Source organism: Cupriavidus sp. GW823-FHT07A04, from assembly GCF_058794615.1.
In genome coordinates, this window is record NZ_JBXAHA010000021.1 from 16,376 (window position 1) to 32,101 (window position 15,726).

15 protein-coding genes are annotated in these 15,726 nt (G+C 57.8%); 5 read left to right on the forward strand and 10 right to left on the reverse strand.

The features are described 5' to 3' along the window. The first annotated feature begins 161 nt into the window (after window positions 1-161). On the forward strand, window positions 162-1,055 hold the full coding sequence (locus AC1Q7Q_RS30755) for a LysR family transcriptional regulator (RefSeq protein ID WP_459376758.1): 894 nt from the start codon (window positions 162-164) through the stop codon (window positions 1,053-1,055). A gap of 156 nt (window positions 1,056-1,211) precedes the next feature. On the opposite strand, the gene AC1Q7Q_RS30760 is transcribed toward AC1Q7Q_RS30755, so the two are convergent. After that, complete coding sequence (locus AC1Q7Q_RS30760; protein WP_492371572.1) at window positions 1,212-2,135, reverse strand: LysR substrate-binding domain-containing protein; 924 nt, start codon at window positions 2,133-2,135, stop codon at window positions 1,212-1,214. 204 nt (window positions 2,136-2,339) lie between these two features. Between AC1Q7Q_RS30760 and AC1Q7Q_RS30765 the strand changes: the two genes are divergently transcribed. From AC1Q7Q_RS30765 to AC1Q7Q_RS30780, 4 genes are all read left to right on the forward strand, one after another. Further along, entirely contained in the window at window positions 2,340-3,323 is a 984-nt protein-coding gene (locus AC1Q7Q_RS30765; RefSeq protein WP_492371571.1) for a tripartite tricarboxylate transporter substrate binding protein, read from the forward strand. After that, window positions 3,320-4,099 (forward strand): class II aldolase/adducin family protein, encoded by a 780-nt coding sequence (locus tag AC1Q7Q_RS30770; RefSeq protein ID WP_492371570.1) that lies wholly within the window; start codon window positions 3,320-3,322, stop codon window positions 4,097-4,099. Before AC1Q7Q_RS30765 ends, AC1Q7Q_RS30770 begins: the two co-directional genes overlap by 4 nt. Window positions 4,100-4,280: 181 nt before the next feature. Continuing rightward, complete coding sequence (locus AC1Q7Q_RS30775; protein WP_492387249.1) at window positions 4,281-5,192, forward strand: amidohydrolase family protein; 912 nt, start codon at window positions 4,281-4,283, stop codon at window positions 5,190-5,192. A gap of 136 nt (window positions 5,193-5,328) precedes the next feature. Continuing rightward, complete coding sequence (locus tag AC1Q7Q_RS30780; protein ID WP_492371597.1) at window positions 5,329-6,558, forward strand: MFS transporter; 1,230 nt, start codon at window positions 5,329-5,331, stop codon at window positions 6,556-6,558. A 517-nt stretch (window positions 6,559-7,075) separates the two neighbouring features. Here AC1Q7Q_RS30780 and AC1Q7Q_RS30785 read toward each other — a convergent pair. The 9 genes from AC1Q7Q_RS30785 to AC1Q7Q_RS30825 all read right to left on the reverse strand — a co-directional run bounded on the left by AC1Q7Q_RS30785 (window position 7,076) and on the right by AC1Q7Q_RS30825 (window position 15,052). Then, window positions 7,076-8,377 (reverse strand): amidohydrolase family protein, encoded by a 1,302-nt coding sequence (locus AC1Q7Q_RS30785; protein ID WP_492371568.1) that lies wholly within the window; start codon window positions 8,375-8,377, stop codon window positions 7,076-7,078. Window positions 8,378-8,549: 172 nt separating this feature from the next. Next, window positions 8,550-9,272 carry a carbonate dehydratase gene (can, locus tag AC1Q7Q_RS30790; protein WP_492371567.1) on the reverse strand — a complete coding sequence of 241 codons (723 nt, stop codon included), beginning with the start codon at window positions 9,270-9,272 and terminating at the stop codon, window positions 8,550-8,552. Beyond that, window positions 9,259-9,690: an acetyl-CoA carboxylase biotin carboxyl carrier protein gene (locus tag AC1Q7Q_RS30795; RefSeq protein ID WP_492387250.1), complete on the reverse strand. Its 432-nt coding sequence runs from the start codon at window positions 9,688-9,690 to the stop codon at window positions 9,259-9,261. The genes can and AC1Q7Q_RS30795 overlap by 14 nt, the downstream gene beginning before the upstream one ends. Continuing rightward, complete coding sequence (accC, locus tag AC1Q7Q_RS30800) at window positions 9,687-11,054, reverse strand: acetyl-CoA carboxylase biotin carboxylase subunit (RefSeq protein WP_492371595.1); 1,368 nt, start codon at window positions 11,052-11,054, stop codon at window positions 9,687-9,689. The genes AC1Q7Q_RS30795 and accC overlap by 4 nt, the downstream gene beginning before the upstream one ends. Beyond that, a complete protein-coding gene (gene accB / locus AC1Q7Q_RS30805) occupies window positions 11,047-11,526 on the reverse strand; it encodes an acetyl-CoA carboxylase biotin carboxyl carrier protein (RefSeq protein WP_492371566.1) in 480 nt (159 codons plus the stop codon). Before accB ends, accC begins: the two co-directional genes overlap by 8 nt. Continuing rightward, on the reverse strand, window positions 11,523-12,308 hold the full coding sequence (locus AC1Q7Q_RS30810; RefSeq protein WP_492371565.1) for a LamB/YcsF family protein: 786 nt from the start codon (window positions 12,306-12,308) through the stop codon (window positions 11,523-11,525). The genes accB and AC1Q7Q_RS30810 overlap by 4 nt, the downstream gene beginning before the upstream one ends. Before the next feature lie 34 nt (window positions 12,309-12,342). Beyond that, a complete protein-coding gene (locus AC1Q7Q_RS30815; protein ID WP_492371564.1) occupies window positions 12,343-13,320 on the reverse strand; it encodes a 5-oxoprolinase subunit C family protein in 978 nt (325 codons plus the stop codon). After that, window positions 13,317-14,027 carry a 5-oxoprolinase subunit PxpB gene (gene pxpB / locus AC1Q7Q_RS30820; RefSeq protein ID WP_492371563.1) on the reverse strand — a complete coding sequence of 237 codons (711 nt, stop codon included), beginning with the start codon at window positions 14,025-14,027 and terminating at the stop codon, window positions 13,317-13,319. Before pxpB ends, AC1Q7Q_RS30815 begins: the two co-directional genes overlap by 4 nt. Window positions 14,028-14,077: 50 nt before the next feature. Next, a complete protein-coding gene (locus AC1Q7Q_RS30825; RefSeq protein WP_492371562.1) occupies window positions 14,078-15,052 on the reverse strand; it encodes a Bug family tripartite tricarboxylate transporter substrate binding protein in 975 nt (324 codons plus the stop codon). Window positions 15,053-15,726 lie beyond the last annotated feature (674 nt).

Sequence of the window (15,726 nt, forward strand, 5' to 3'; positions counted from 1 at the left end):
GCATGGCGCGCGAGTTCGGCTTATGAACGCCGGCCGAGATGGCGATAGAGCCAAGGGGGGTGGTTCATGCCGGCGTCCAAAGATGTCGTGACGGTGAACCCAGTATAAAATCCACATCAGGCGACAGCAAACATCGATTTTTGAGCGTAGCATCTGTTTTTATGAACTTAAGGCAACTGCGCTACTTCTGTGAAATCGTCGAATCCGGCAGCGCGGTCGCGGCGGCGAGCCGGCTGCACGTGGCGCCAACGGCACTCAGCATGCAGTTGGGTCGGCTGGAAGACGAACTGGGAGGTGAGCTTTTCGACCGCTCACATCGTCCGATGGAGCTCACCTCACTGGGCCGCTACTTCCATCCGCGTGCGAAGTCCCTTCTGGCTGAGGCCAATCACCTTCAGATGGAAGCGCGCGGTGTCGCTGCAGGCCAAAGTGGTGTGCTAGCGATCGGCTACACGCGATCAACTATCTTCTCGATCCTGCCCAACGCCATCCGGGCGCTCCGGGTGAGCCATCCGAACGTGAAGGTCGAACTCATCAGCATGCTCTCGGAACACCAGCACGCCGAGTTGCAAACCGGTCGTATCCAGGTGGGAGTCTCACGCTACCTGGGTCCGGTGGAGCCAATCGAGGGACTTGAGTTCACCCCGCTACTGGATGACCCTTTCGTCGTTGCGCTGCCTGCTACGCACCCTTTGGCCAAGCGCAAATCGCTGCGCGCGGCGGAGCTAGACTCAGCCGGTCTGATCACGTATCCGAAGGATCCGCAGAGCCGCTTTGCAGAACATACGATCGCCATGTTGCGTGCAGCCGGAAGCCAGTCGACCGTGGCCTATGAGGCCAGCGACATACACACGGCGCTAGGCATGGTGGCATCAGGCCTCGGCTTCTGCCTGGTAGGTCGCTCTGTGGGACCGGGAAGTCGCCGCGATCTGGCTTTCATCCGGATGGACAACATGAAGGACAAGGCAGCGGTGTTCGCCGTCACCAAGACTGACGAACCGAGTAAGCTCGTCTCGTCATTCGTCGAAACGCTGGTGGCGACGAATCGGGAATGAACAAAATCTCGCCTTCGCCGCTGTCAAACAATGCGCCGCGCTGGGCGACAGCGGCCATCAATGCCTGCACCGTCTGGCGCGGCGGTTCAGGATCGAAGGATCGACACCGGCGGCTGGACTTGGCTACCAGATGGCTGGTATGGCTACCACAGCCGGTCATCCGGCAGGACGCTTCTCGCTCGTGGAAACTCGTCGGACAACGCCTATCAACCAATCTCTGATCTGCACAAACGGCGGATACGAATCACGGTTTGTCGCGACAACGAGGTAATACGCGCTCCCACTCAAGTCGTGATGGTCGTCCGCGGGGGAGACCAACGTCCCCGCGCGAAGCTCGTCCTCTACCAGTACTTTCGGAACTAGCCCGATTCCCATCCCGGCTGACACCGCTTGTATGAGGTGCGAGGTCAACTCGAATCGTGGGCCGAGATTCAGCGCGGCATTGACTAGGCCATGCTTGGCAAACCAATCTCGCCACGCTGTCGGTCGGGTGACCACCTGCAAAAGCGGATACCGCAGCAACTCATCAATCGTCTTGATTTTGTCTCGCTTCGCTTGCTTGGGACCGATGATAGGCACCATCACCTCATCGACGAGATGGTATGCAATCACGCCTGGCCAGTTTCCATCCCCCACTACGATAGCCGCATCCATCCCAGAGACATCAAGGTCTAAATAGGTCCGCGTATGTATGTGGACCAGAACCTCCGGGTGTTTGGCATAAAAGGCGGCCAGCCGAGGCATCAGCCACTTCGACCCGAACGTTGGCAGCACTGCCAGATGCAAGGTTCCTCCGCCGGCTTGAAAGGCAATCGCCTGGAGCGTCGCGCTACGGATTCCCTCGAGCGGACCAGTCAGTTCGCGAAGATACATCCGGCCAACGTCCGTGAGGACAACTCGCCTGCCAACCCGGTGAAAGAGAGCGACGCCAAGGAGTTCCTCGAGGGTCTGCACCTGCCGACTGACGGCGCTCTGTGTCAGTGAGAGTTGCTCCGCAGCCCTCGTAAAGCTCTCAGTGCGGGCCGAGGCCTCGAAGGCCAGGAGCGAAGACATGGAAGGAGTCAGGCGTCTCGGATTCATTCTGAATACTCATCAACAGGGCAACAAATTGTCGCTTGTGACAGTGAGGTTGGTCTCCCAGAATACCAGCACAGTATAGCCCCGCACGCTTTTCACCCGCTCATGTCTGGCAGCTGCGACTACTCGGCACATGCGAATACAACATTAGCGCCCCTTGCGGTGGCATCAAGAAGAATCGCTTTAAATAGCACTTTCGGAGACAATATGTGGACGCCTCTTCTACGCTGCGTGGCCTTGCCGCTCGCCCTGCTTTCATGCAACGCCGCGATGGCCGCCTGGCCCGATGACAGGCCTATCGAACTGGTAGTGGGCTTTGCGCCTGGAGGTGGAACCGACCAGATGGCTCGTCTTTTAGCCCCATTCGTCTCGAAGCGCCTTAGCCCCAATGCTCGCGTTGTGGTAACCAATAAGCCCGGTGCCGCCGGTGAGTTGGCTGTTATGCATGTTGTCCGGGCCAAGCCGGATGGCTACACCCTCGGCATCGTCAATGTCCCCGGCTTCATCTTCGTGCCCATGTACAAGGATGCACAGTACAAGGCAGATGACGTTCGACTCATTGCTCGCCTTGTCGACGACCCAACGGTCCTGGTTGCCCGCAAGGATAGTCAGTTCAAAGACCTCTCCGGTGTGGTTCTAGCACTCAAGAAGCAGCCTGGCTCACTCTCCTTTGCTCACAGCGGCGTCGGGACCAACGGTCACATCGCCCTGGAACAAATACAGAAGGTTGCCGGCGTCCAGGCGAACAGCATTCCGTTCAAAGGTGCTGCAGAGGTAAAGACGGCGCTTCTGGGCAAACATGTCGACTTCACTTTCATGAGTGCCGGCGAGATGCGCGAACTCAGCCTCGCAGGCGGCCCTTTCAAGGGCATAGCGCAGATGAGCAAGACCCGTCTTGGCGCAATCGGCAGCGTTCCAACTGCCCTTGAAGCTGGGGTGCCCGTCGCAATGAGTTCCGAGCGCGGGGTGGCGGCGCCGGCTCAGGTTCCTGCAGACATCGCCCACCGGCTTGAAACGGCCATTGAAGAGAGTCTGCGAGACCCCGCCTTTATTGCCGCAGCCAAGAACGACGCACCGGTACTCGCCTACTTGCCTGGTAAAGCCTGGACAACGGCCCTAGCTGCAAACAGAGCACAACTCCAACCCATCGCAGACGCTCTGCGTGAACCACAAAAGGTGACTCAAAAATGAGCGAACTCAAGACGAATCCGAACTCCCGACGCCCCGGCGACTTTGACGCAGCCGAATGGCAAACACGTGTCGACCTCGCAGCCTGCTATCGCCTCGTCGCACTGTATGGAATGAGCGACCTCATCTACAATCACATCACGGCTAGAATACCCGACACGCCGGACCACATCCTCATTAATCCGTATGGAATGATGTACGAGGAAATCACGGCTTCCAGCCTGGTGAAGATCGACCTCGACGGCAACATCCTTGACGGGGGCGACGGTCGGTTTGGCGTCAATGAGGCAGGCTATGTGATTCACAGCGCCGTCCACGCGGCGCGTCACGACGTCCAATGCGTCTTGCACACCCACACGCGGGCGGGCTCCGCAGTGTCTGCAATGAAGTGTGGCTTGCTCCCTCTTACGCAGACCTCGATGCGGTTTGCGCATATCGCTTACCACGACTACGAGAGCGTCGCACTGGAACTGGACGAACGAGAACGACTCGTGCATGACCTCGGCAATCACGAGGCCATGATTCTGCGGAATCACGGCTTGTTGACTGCAGGCGCCAGTGTGGCTCAAGCCTTCAACCTGATGTATTGGCTGGAGATGGCATGCAAGATTCAGCTCGATGCCATGGGTGGCGGGACCGAACTGACCATGCCCGCGCAGGCGGTCATCGAGAAGACTTACAACCTCTATCAGCCGAACGTGAGGCGTCCATTTGGCGAGATGGAGTGGCCTGCGATGCTTCGCTACCTTGACCGTAGGGACCCCACCTACAAGACGTGAGATGTCAAACTCATCCACCGCCGTGCGCGGCTTTACTTCACGGCGGCGGGCGTCGACGCGAGCAGGAACCTCGCGTCGATGGATTCCATCCCGCAACGGATCAGGTTAACGACGGCGCTCATTCGATCTGGACAACGCCTTCATCGGACGAGATTGGAACAGTCGACATAGAACTATGATAATGAGACAAGACAACCCCTACGAAGCTTCGGCCAACGCGCCGTACTGCCTCCCGCCCCCCAGGACTTTCGAGCGCGCGACGTTTGACGTACCCCGCCTCTCCTGTGACACGCATGCACACGTCATAGCGACCAACCCCTCATCCTTCCCCGTAGTCTCCGCTCGAAGCTATACACCGGTTCCCTGCCCGGAAAAAGACTACCTGGCCATGCTCGACGCCAACGGCCTGGACCGGGGCGTACTAGTCCAGATTAGCGTCTACGGCACTGACAATCGGTACATGCTTGACGTGCTCCGGCGCAATCCCGACCGATTGCGAGGAGTGGGTGTTGTGTCTCCTGACGTAACCGAACGGGAGCTGCGTGACATGCACGAGGCCGGCGTCCGCGGGCTTCGCTTGAACGTTCTCTATGGAGGTGGTGTCGGACTCGATGCGATGGAGACCTTGGCAGCAAAGATTGACGACATGGACTGGCACCTGCAACTGCTACTCGATGCACGTCAGCTTCCGGAACTCCTGCCTCGATTGCGAAAGCTAACGCTGCCGGTGGTAGTGGACCATATGGGACATATGCCAGTTGAATTAGGCACGAACCATCCAGGCTTCATGGCTTTGAAGCACCTCATGACTGAGCACGGATGGTGGACGAAGCTTTCTGGAGCCTACCGGATCAGCGAACGGCGCCCGCCCCATGAGGACGTCACCGCCTGGGCGCAAGAGCTCGTCCAGGCAACACCTGACCAAGTCGTATGGGGTAGCGATTGGCCGCATGTGGCCGTGTCGGAGATGCCCGATGCTGGCCAACTCCTCAACCTCTTAGCGACGTGGGTCCCTGATGCGGAGGTTCGTAATAGGATTCTCGTATCCAATCCGCAGCGGCTATATGGCTTCCCGGCTACTAGCAGTCAATAGAAGCACGTCAGCTTGCGCCGCTCTTCGGCGGAGGCAGATGACACGTGGGGGTCCTGTCCTCCACCTAATACAATAAGGAGTTGCAATGGAGACAACAACACGCGCCGACGGACAAGCGTCTGCGAAACTATGGAGCATGGCCTGGTACCGAGACATGGACCAGCAGGGGAGAAAAGCCTTCAACGCTTCCTTCGGCGGCTGGGCCATTGACGCATTCGACTTCATGGTCTTCAGCTTTGTCATCACGTCCCTGATTAGTCTTTGGGGCATAGACCGTGGCCAAGCGGGCCTGCTGGGAACCGTCACGTTACTGTTTTCCTCCATCGGAGGATGGATTGCGGGCATTCTAGCGGACCGCTATGGCCGCGCGAAGGTACTTCAAGCGACGATACTCTGGTTCTCCGTCTGTACGGTCGCGATTGGCTTCGCTCAGAACTTCGAGCAGGTTTTCGTGCTGCGTGCCTTGCAAGGCCTTGGCTTTGGAGGGGAATGGGCAGTAGGGGCTGTGCTCATCGGCGAGATCGTGAAGCCAAAGAATCGCGGCAAGGCAGTCGGCGTTGTGCAGAGCGGGTGGGCGGTTGGCTGGGCAGTTGCGGCGATTCTGTACAGCATCGCCTTCTCGGTGCTGTCCGAGGACATTGCCTGGCGTTGCCTGTTCTGGGTCGGTGTAATCCCAGCATTTCTCGTGCTGTACGTACGCAAAAACGTCTCTGAGCCTGAAGTGTTCATCAAGACCAAGGCTGCAGAGAAGAGCGGCGTCAAGAAATCGTCCGCGTGGGCAATTTTCTCCCCTTCCCTCCTGCGCACAACCGTGCTCGCTGCAATCCTCTGCACCGGAATGCAAGGTGGCTACTACGCCATGTCCACATGGCTGCCGACGTACTTGAAGGTTGAGCGCCATCTTTCCGTCCTGGATACAAGTGGCTACCTTCTTGTCATCATCCTTGGTTCATTTTGCGGGTACATTGGCGGTGCATACCTATCCGATTTCTGGGGCCGGCGCCGCAACTTCATCGTTTTTTCGGCCCTTTCTGTGGTCAGCATCTATCTTTACTTGCGCCTCCCACTGTCTAACTCACAAATGCTCCTTCTCGGATTCCCGCTCGGATTTTCCGCGTGCGGCATCTTCAGTGGAGTTGGTGCATACCTGACGGAACTCTATCCGTCGGCCAATCGAGCCAATGGGCAGAGCTTCACATACAACTTCGGTCGCGGCATTGGCGCGCTTTTTCCGAGTCTGGTTGGACACCTCAGTCAGACTACAGGCTTGGCAACCGCCATCGCCATCTTTGCCGGTGCCGCGTATGGCGCGGTGTTCCTGATGACTATTCTGCTACCAGAGACTAAGGGGCAAGCTCTCGATTAGCTGCGGAACGATGCGGATGGGACGGGTTCAGTATCTACCCGCCCCATTCGCTGAAGCAGTAGGCATCGCGATTCTTGACTGAGATTGGGCAGTTCCAGTCAAGGAACATGACCAAGACCAGGATGCGGCCCCCTGCCTTTTCCACAGTCAAATCCTTAACCCAGGCACGAGACATCGATCATGAGCGGCATCGACTACAAGACCTCGGCGGAATTTTCTCGTGATACACCCGAGCAAATCGAGCGCGCAAAGCGCCACGGGTACCGCCCTCCTGTGCGATGTGGCCGGCCGCAGCGGCACTCTGAACCCTTTATCCAGGCACAGCGCCACTCGATGTGGGTCATCGGCCCAGCGCTCACGGTAGAGGTCCGACCCGGCGACAACCTGATGCCCTCGGGTCGGCTCATTGGCGGGCACTCTGAGCCTCCCGGCGGGATGCGCATTGATAGCCTCAACCCCAACTGCCCAAGCTCGCGCACCCTGCCATGATGCTGAGGGCGAGAGCGCGAGTGTTGGGCTAGTGTGCGTGTGAATGCGCCGTCTCTACTACGGCGGTGCTGAAGTTCCACACATCATCATCTCCGTGTTGTGCTTCCCACGTGCGGACGCGCGCTCGCGCTGCGTCGAACAGCCTGACGTAGTTGCCGATGCGCACCTTCTGCGCGACTTCCGGCTTGAGCCTGTCAAACATCGGCACCGTCAGCTTTGGAACTGCCTCGTACTCCTCGACGGGCATGCGTCGGCCACTTGCCTTCACCTTACCACCTGGGTCCACGATGTTTCGGCTGTACGCCACCGTGTCCGACCCCCACAGGAGCCGGTCCTGATACTTGTCGATGAACGCCACCCACTCCTCGGTACTCGGCATACCTTCGCGCGGATGAATCATCCACTCTTGCGCGAGGTCCCACGAAAGGTCCACGTACCACGCAGGGCAAGCGTCAAGGATTCCCGAGACAATCGAGACGTGTTCGCGGGTTGGCTTAACGAAGCGGCCAAGTCCTGCATGCGCCCATATAACGGTGGCCTTCGGGTTCTTGGCACACAGGTTCCGAAGCGCCGCTTCATATGACTTCTCGGGGTGCAACGCTTCCACCGTCCCGTCCGGCCGCACGTCTGCAGGATAAATATCGTTGTGCAGCGTGCCAACAAGGCCGGTCTCGGACAGCAGATTCAAGATATCAACAAGCGCTGGGTTGTACAGGGAGAGCTTGTCGTCACTGTCGGCATCCGCCGGCAGCCCGACCGCACTGGTTCGGGAAATCGGCTCACCGGCGACCTTCTTCGAGACAATCTCTTTGTGAACGGTGAACTCACCGATACCCACAAAGGTGCCTGGGAACGTCAGAAGCGCCCTCTTGATATGAAACGGTGCATATTTATCCATCGGATTGAAACCTGTAATCATCAGGTCAATCCGCTGCTGCTCCTCCTTGCTCAACGAACGATACTCCTTCGCATACATCGCGTCCGCGAATGAATAATAGTAAAGGTCAGCCTTGGGACCCAGGTAATAGTTTGGGGCAATTTGGCCAGCTGCATAGTTTTCGAAACCATCCCATCGCTGCTGCAACGGCACCGGCATGACAACAGACCGCACTATGTCGTCCTTCATGTAGTCATGAATCAGTTGCTTGAGTGATATGCCTTGATAGGCGTAGTTGGACGTATGAAAGTGCGCGTCCGCGTATTTTGGATTCGACTTTCCCTGAGGGGCCACCGACTCCAAATTCTCGGTTGTTCCTACCGTCTGAATCGACGAGCAAGCCGCCGCGAGTAGCGCGCATGTCGCTGCGGCCGTCATCGCCAAAGTACGCATAACTGGATACCTCATTTATTCCCTCCGTATATTATGAGGAGCATCGCGTTCAAAAAAGAACGAGGAATCCAATCCTTAATAATGCCGGATGGCATTTATCTATGGAAAGGACTGAATTTTGACTGACCTAGCGGTACCTAGTGGGGCAGCACCCGCAATCCTTCAAGTGTTTTCAAGCCGTGTGCCTTCGTTGGCGACTAAAGCGGTGCTTCAAGTCCGCGAGTGCCGCGCGGTAAAGGCCGTCCACGCTGTCAGAGTTGCCGACGGTGAGCTGCAAGCTCTCCAGCAGCCCGTTCTGGAGGCTGTATATGAGACCGTGGACCGACACTGTCTGACCTCTCATCCAGGCATCTTGTAGAATCGTCGTCAGGCAGACGTTTCTTGTTTGCTCAAGGACGTTGAGTTCGCAGGCAGCGTCAAACTTCTGGGCTTCAGCCAATGTGTTAAGCCACGACGAGTGTTTCTCCACCACATCGTGGATGTGCCTGATCCAGTTGTCCGCGATACCGATACGCAAGCCATCGAGCGCGGCGCGTACTCCTCCGCAGCCGGAGTGGCCAACAACAATTACGTGTCGCACTTTGAGCATGTCAACCGCGTATTGAAGGACCGACAGACAATTGAGGTCCGAATGCGCGACGACATTGGCGATGTTTCGATGCACGAAGAGCTCACCTGGCTGGAGTCCCACGAGCTCGTTCGCCGGCACACGGCTATCAGCACATCCTATCCACAGGCATTCAGGCGCCTGCTGCCGAGTCAGGGACTGGAAGAACCCAGGCTTGATTGCGTCGATACCGCTTGCCCATCGCCGGTTGTTCTCGAGCAAACTATCCAGCTCTATTTCTGGCGTACCGTTCTCGAACGTGCTCATCGCTGATCTACCGAAGTTCATAGACTGCATCTCCGAAGCCGACCAGGCTGCCTTCGGATACCAGCATCTCCCCGAGGACACCGTCTGAATCCGCTTCGATAGAGCAAACGACGCTGCCGACTTGCAGGAATGCAAGTTGTTGGCCTTCGGCGAAAGTGGAACCAGGAGAAGCCGACGGCTGCGCGGACAGGGGATGCGCACCGAAAACGATGCCCGTCGCTGGTGCACGAACCACCCTCCTGTTGGACGCTGCGTTAACAGACGAAATGTCCTTCGCTGAGCTAGGGACTTGACCACCCTCCTCCCTGGCTCGCAACACCGAGTAAGAACGCATGAACCTGAGGACCAGTCTCTCTCCACCCGATTCGTACTCGACCTCCCCAATCGTCGCACACGCTTCGGACTGCCGTACCAAACGTTCGATGAGTAGGGGATTCATAGGTTTCCCTCCCGATTTGCCAGGCCGGTGGCCAGGAATCGCTCCAGATGGTGAATGTCGAAGCCGCCCTCGACAAATCCTGGCTCACTCATAAGGACCTGATGCAGCGGTACGGTCGACTCAATACCGCGAATCTCCATCTCCTGGAGTGCAACGCGCATTCGCGCGATGGCCTCCTCGCGCGTCGCCCCATGGGTCAAAAGCTTGGCAATGAGCGAGTCGTAGTTGGACGGGACTGAGTAGCCCGTGTAAAGGTGAGACTCGACACGAACTCCGGGACCACCAGGTGGCAGCCATTCAGTGACACGGCCAGGTGTCGGAGCGAAGGTCCAGGGGTGTTCCGCATTGATTCGGCACTCAATTGCGTGACCACGCAGGATCACGTCCTCTTGCGCAAACGAGAGGCGCGCACCCATGGCGATCCGGAGCTGCTCCGCTACGATATCAACGCCCGTCACAAGCTCGGTCACCGGGTGCTCGACTTGAACGCGCGTATTCATCTCGATGAAATAGAACTCGCCGTTCTCATACAGGAACTCGAATGTTCCGGCGCCACGGTAGCCGATATGCTGGCACGCCCGCGTGCAGCTCGCACCAATGCGCGCAATCACTTCGCGAGAAATCCCCGGGGCAGGGGATTCCTCAATGACCTTCTGATGGCGTCGCTGCATTGAGCAATCGCGCTCACCCAACCACACAGCATTTCCATGGGAGTCCGCCAAGACCTGAATCTCTACATGGCGGGGATGCTCAAGGAACTTCTCAATGTAGACGTTGGGATTGCCAAAAGCGCGGCTAGCCTCTTCCCGGGTCATCACGACCGCCTGAGCCAGGTCAGTTGGCTCGCGTACGACTCGCATCCCACGGCCGCCGCCGCCTCCAGCGGCCTTCACTATCAGTGGATAGCCAACCTCCTCTGCAATCCGTTCGACAGCGTCAGCGTCGTCGGATAACGCACCTTCTGACCCTGGCACGCATGGCACGCCTGCCTCCAGCATGGTCTGCTTCGCGCTAACTTTGTCGCCCATGCGCCGAATTGCCCGGCTGCCAGGGCCAACGAAGATGAGGCCTGCACTCTCGACAGCTTCAGCGAAGTCAGCGCTCTCGGAAAGAAACCCATAGCCGGGGTGTATCGCGCCAGCGTTGGTGAGTTTGGCCGCCAGCAGGATTTCATCCTTGTTTAGGTAGCTCCGCGCAGCTGCTGAGGGACCAATACACAATGCACGGTCTGCGAGCGATACGTGCCTTAGCCCTGCGTCAGCCTCTGAGTGCACAGCCACGGTCTTCAGACCTAGCTTGCGGCACGCACGCAGGATACGTAACGCGATTTCTCCCCTGTTGGCAATGAGCACGGTATCAAACATCATCACCCCTCATTGGTTCAATGACAAAGAGGGCTGCCCCTGCCTCCACTTCGGTTCCGTTCTCCACCAGTACCTCGACCAGCCGCCCTGCCTTGTCTGCATCAATGCTGTTCAGAAGCTTCATCGCCTCAACAATTGCCAATGGTTGGCCCTCTTCCACGATGTCGCCCACCTGCACAAGCTCCAGCTGATTGGCTGCCGGGGCGCGGTAGAAGATGCCCGTGAGAGGCGACGCGACGGTATGGTTCTGTGGTGCGCCCGCAGCAGTCTCGAGGTCTTGCCTCGCGGGCACCGCCTCAGCCGCGGAGTGGACGTCAATATCGGGTTGCCGTGCTGGGTATTGCACCGCGCCCTGTTCCCGCTGTGCCCTCACCACCCGGAGGCGCTTGCCATGGTCCGTGTACTCCAGTTCTGAGAGCTGCGAGCGCTCAACAATGTCGATAAGGCGGTTGACGAACTCAATCTCCATCATTCCCCCCTGGCGAACGGCTTGACCTCGACGCCTGCGGCCTCAAGCGTGCGACGAATCTCTGCGGCCATTTCGAGTGCGCCTGGGGTGTCGCTGTGGACACAAATCGTCTCAATCGGCACACGCAACTGCTTTCCGGAGATGGTCTCCACAGCGCCCGCCTGCACCATTCGCAGGACCCTAGCAGCGACCTCCTTGGAGTCGTGCAGTACCGCCCCCGGCAGCTTGCGTGAGACAAGCTGCCCCTCATCGGTATAGGCGCGGTCGGCAAAGATCTCGGCGCAGGTTCGTAAGCCGCGTTCCTGCCCGACCTTCTCCATCAGGCTTCCCGCGAAGGTCATGCAAATCAAATTCGCGTCCACTGCCTTGATGGCGCCGGCGATGGCCGATGCGACCTCCTCCTTGATAGCGCTGAGATTGCCCAATGCTCCATGTGCTTTCACATAGGTAATCGGATTCCCCGCATAGGCGGAGAGCGCCTGGGCAGCTCCAATCTGGTATGCGACAAGTCGCTCGATTTCGGCCGGGCTGCAAGGGATGACGCGTCGGCCGAATCCGGAGAGGTCGTCGAAACCTGGATGGGCGCCAACATTCACGCCCTGTTGCTTGGCCATCCCGAATGTCTTGGCCATGGTCTCCGGATCGCCAGCGTGAAAGCCACAGGCTACGTTGGCCGAGGTCACAATCTTCAGGATTCCCTCATCATCCCCCATCCGATATGGACCGAAGCCTTCCCCCATATCGGCGTTCAAATCGACGCACGGAATCTTTGTTTGCGTAGGCATTTTCACACTCGTAGTCATAGTTAAGCGCAGCGCGCTATGCGCGGGAGCTCATGAGCTCCAGGGATTGGCGCATTGCCACCAGTTCGGCTAGATGGGCTCTTCGCGCGTTCAGTGCCTCCTCCAAGCTGACCCGCTGGAAGCGCAGGTTGCATCCGACGGGGGCCTGGGCAAGGCGCCAGAGGTCAGCCTCGATCACGGCGGCAATCTTTGGGTAGCCACCACAGGTGTTCGCCTCAGCCAACTGGATGATTGGCTGCCCGTTCGGTGGAACTTGAATCGTCCCTGGAACAATGCCGTGGGAGAAGAGCTCCAACGGCTCGCTCAGCATCAACGGCACGCCTCTTAGGCGGTAGCCCATGCGGTTCGCATCCAGGCTTACTTGATATTCGGTTTCAAGGAACGCCGCCTTGGCCGATTCGGTAAACACGTCGTACTCAGCGGCAGATAGAACACGGACCGTTACGCAACCGGTGGAGAGATCTTTCCAGAACCGAGGAAGGTCTGCAGGAACGAGCCCCAAGCCTCGCCTCCCCAATGCCCTGTGGCCCGGTGTTCGAAGCGACAGCATGTCTCCCCGACGCAGTCCTCGACCCTCCAGGCCACCCAGCGTACTTTTCAGGTCAGTGGAACGCGAGCCGAGAACGGCGGGCACGTCAATGCCTCCTGAAAGCGCCAGGTAGGCGCGCGCGCCTCGCCGCGGGCGTTCGATGACGAGCGTCTGACCCGCGCGCGCCTGGCGACCCCACCAGGGTGCGAGGATTGTGTCGTCCAGCCGGACAGTGCAATCTCCGCCAGTACATGCAAAACATGTGTCGGCAAGGAACTTCAGGCGGAATGGGAACAGACTGATTTCGAGTCCAGCCGCGCCCTCGTCATTTCCTACCAGGATGTTCGCCAGCGACAATGCTCGGCTGTCCATAGCACCACTACGACTAACACCTGCGTTCAGCAGGCCCGTCCTGCCAAGGTCTTGAATCAGATTTGGGATACCGTTCGAGAGAATCTCAATCATGCGCAGACCTCTCTCACACGAAATTGCACGCGGTCGCCCGGGGCCAGCAGGCACGGCGGCGACTTGTCGGCATCGAACATATCCAGTTCAGTCATGCCAAGAATGTGCCATCCTGATGGTGCGGTGAATGGCATAACACCGGCTTGGGTACCACCGATGATGACCGCCCCCTTCTCCACCTTCGCGCGTGGCGTCGCGCGGCGCGGGACGTCGAGCTCGGGCGATAGTCCGGTCAGGTATGCGAATCCCGGCATCGCGCCAATGCATGCCACCGTGTAAACGGCTGAGCTATGGAGTTTCACGATGTCATGCACGGGCATGCCCAGAATGCCAGACAGCTCTTCCAAGTCTTCCCTGGCTGGGCCACCGTAAACGACGGGAATCTCGATGTCACGCCCCTTGGCTTTGTTCGCATCGACCGTCGTCCATATTGCAAGCAGCAGTTCGCGCGCGCGTTCGGGGTGAAGCCGCAGTGGGTCTATTGCCACCAACAAGTTGTTGACACCCGGCACGACATCCAGTACGCCATCTGGGCCATGATCATTGGCAAGTTGCTCGGCCATCGCCCACAGACGACGCTGTGTCGTGCTATCGAATACGCGTCCTGCTACGTCGAATGACAATGCACCACAGCCAGTTGCATGGATGCGTGGTACGTCTTGAGCATCGGAATCGATTTCCTCGCTCTTCTCTAATGTGCGACTCATAATTCACTCAAAACAGGGGGTGGCATTCCTTGACCGGACATGACGCGGTGTCATTCGAGCTTAATGCCCGCAACGTCAATGACCCTCTTCCACTTACTCGTCTCACTGTTGATGAGTTGGGATAGTTGTTCAGACGAGCCGCCTGCGGGTTCCATGCCCATCTCCGCAAGCTTCGCAGCGATGTCCTTTTCGGCCAGCACTGCGTTCAGCGAACTGTTCAGTTTGGCCACGATGTCCTTTGGGGTTCCAGTTGGAGCCATGAAGGCCGACCAGAAAACCATCTCAAAGTCCTTCACGCCAGACTCTGCGACAGTAGGCAGGTCGGGAAACGTGGGCGAGCGCTTCTGCGTCGTTATCGCCAGCGCCTTCAGCTTTCCGGCCTTTGCCATCGGCATGGCTTCCGGCATCAAAGCAAACATCACCTGGACCTGCCCGCCCATGAGTTCTTGGAGAGCGGGTGCGCCGCCCTTGTAGGGAACATGGACGACATCGACGCCGGTTGCCTTCTTATAGAGCTCCATTCCGAGATGGCTCGGCGTTCCGTTGCCCGCGGACGCATAGCTCACAGCGCCGGGCTTGCCTTTCAGATAGCTGAGCAATTCTGCCGTCGACTTTGCCGGCACTGACGGGTTGACCACCAACACACTGGGAATGGTCGCCGCGAGCATGATCGGCACAAAGTCCTTCTGCGGGTTATATGAAAGCTTGGTGCCATATAGACCGGGATTGACAGTGAGCCCGGTCATGGTTGTAAGCAGAATGGTGTAGCCGTCTGGCGCTGAGCGCGCGACGTACGTAGCCGCAATCATCTCACTGGCGCCCGGACGGTTCTCAACAACCACAGCTTGGCCGAGCTTCGCCGCCAGCTTCTGGGCAGCCATGCGCGCGAGCGCGTCCGTAGAGCCGCCAGCGGGATACGGCACGACAATGCGAATGGGCTTTGTCGGATAGTCGCTAGCCTGGGCGGGCAGTGCCGTGACTGCGAAAGCTACGCAAGGAACGATACACAGCAAAAGGTGTTTCATTTGGCTCCTCCACTATGGGAAATATATTGAGCGCCTCAGCTATCGAAGTAGGTACAGCCAACCGACCAGCGTGGTCTGCCGTGCGGCTACCTAAACTGATGCGACGCATATTATTGTTACAACACCACAATGAAGCCTATTCCTATCAACGATAGCTTCTCAGGCAATATATAAATATTGATTGATAGCTCAACTCAGACGAAATCACATTTCCATTTGACCTCATGGAAACAAAATAGTCCCGTCTCTCTAAATTCGAAGAATGGATTTCAGCTTCTGGACTGATGATATTTGTGCACTAGATCAGGCAGAAATAGAATTTTTGACTTCTGCCATAACAAATCGACATTCCCAGACATCGACTTCGACATTCGCTCCTCGGAGCCAAGTTCATGAAAATTAGCTGCAATAGGCGAACGTTAAGCCATATATGACATTTTTCGCCACCTTGCAGGTCAAACTATATGCTCACATTATGTGACCTATATGCCACTTAAACGATAATTCACCAACAAAATTATGGTAAATCACCGATGGTTTAGTATTCTATGTGCGCCGCATGGCGCACATTTTGTCTGAGATTTTTTGAAAACTCGCTTTAGCACACAGGCTCATAGCTCGATTGCTTGAAGCCGGATGCCTTGCGGACACTCCACGTCTCTCGTATTGAACTC

What these genes read in the sequence shown, in the direction of transcription:
- pxpB (WP_492371563.1), bottom strand. Translation starts at nt 14,027, where the DNA reads ATGAGTCGCACATTAGAGAAGAGCGAGGAAATCGATTCCGATGCTCAA.
- AC1Q7Q_RS30815 (WP_492371564.1), bottom strand. Translation starts at nt 13,320, where the DNA reads ATGATTGAGATTCTCTCGAACGGTATCCCAAATCTGATTCAAGACCTT.
- AC1Q7Q_RS30760 (WP_492371572.1), bottom strand. Translation starts at nt 2,135, where the DNA reads ATGAATCCGAGACGCCTGACTCCTTCCATGTCTTCGCTCCTGGCCTTC.
- AC1Q7Q_RS30825 (WP_492371562.1), bottom strand. Translation starts at nt 15,052, where the DNA reads ATGAAACACCTTTTGCTGTGTATCGTTCCTTGCGTAGCTTTCGCAGTC.
- AC1Q7Q_RS30770 (WP_492371570.1), top strand. Translation starts at nt 3,320, where the DNA reads ATGAGCGAACTCAAGACGAATCCGAACTCCCGACGCCCCGGCGACTTT.
- AC1Q7Q_RS30775 (WP_492387249.1), top strand. Translation starts at nt 4,281, where the DNA reads ATGAGACAAGACAACCCCTACGAAGCTTCGGCCAACGCGCCGTACTGC.
- AC1Q7Q_RS30785 (WP_492371568.1), bottom strand. Translation starts at nt 8,377, where the DNA reads ATGCGTACTTTGGCGATGACGGCCGCAGCGACATGCGCGCTACTCGCG.
- accB (WP_492371566.1), bottom strand. Translation starts at nt 11,526, where the DNA reads ATGATGGAGATTGAGTTCGTCAACCGCCTTATCGACATTGTTGAGCGC.
- AC1Q7Q_RS30780 (WP_492371597.1), top strand. Translation starts at nt 5,329, where the DNA reads ATGGCCTGGTACCGAGACATGGACCAGCAGGGGAGAAAAGCCTTCAAC.
- AC1Q7Q_RS30795 (WP_492387250.1), bottom strand. Translation starts at nt 9,690, where the DNA reads ATGAATCCCCTACTCATCGAACGTTTGGTACGGCAGTCCGAAGCGTGT.
- AC1Q7Q_RS30765 (WP_492371571.1), top strand. Translation starts at nt 2,340, where the DNA reads ATGTGGACGCCTCTTCTACGCTGCGTGGCCTTGCCGCTCGCCCTGCTT.
- AC1Q7Q_RS30810 (WP_492371565.1), bottom strand. Translation starts at nt 12,308, where the DNA reads ATGCCTACGCAAACAAAGATTCCGTGCGTCGATTTGAACGCCGATATG.
- accC (WP_492371595.1), bottom strand. Translation starts at nt 11,054, where the DNA reads ATGTTTGATACCGTGCTCATTGCCAACAGGGGAGAAATCGCGTTACGT.
- can (WP_492371567.1), bottom strand. Translation starts at nt 9,272, where the DNA reads ATGAACTTCGGTAGATCAGCGATGAGCACGTTCGAGAACGGTACGCCA.
- AC1Q7Q_RS30755 (WP_459376758.1), top strand. Translation starts at nt 162, where the DNA reads ATGAACTTAAGGCAACTGCGCTACTTCTGTGAAATCGTCGAATCCGGC.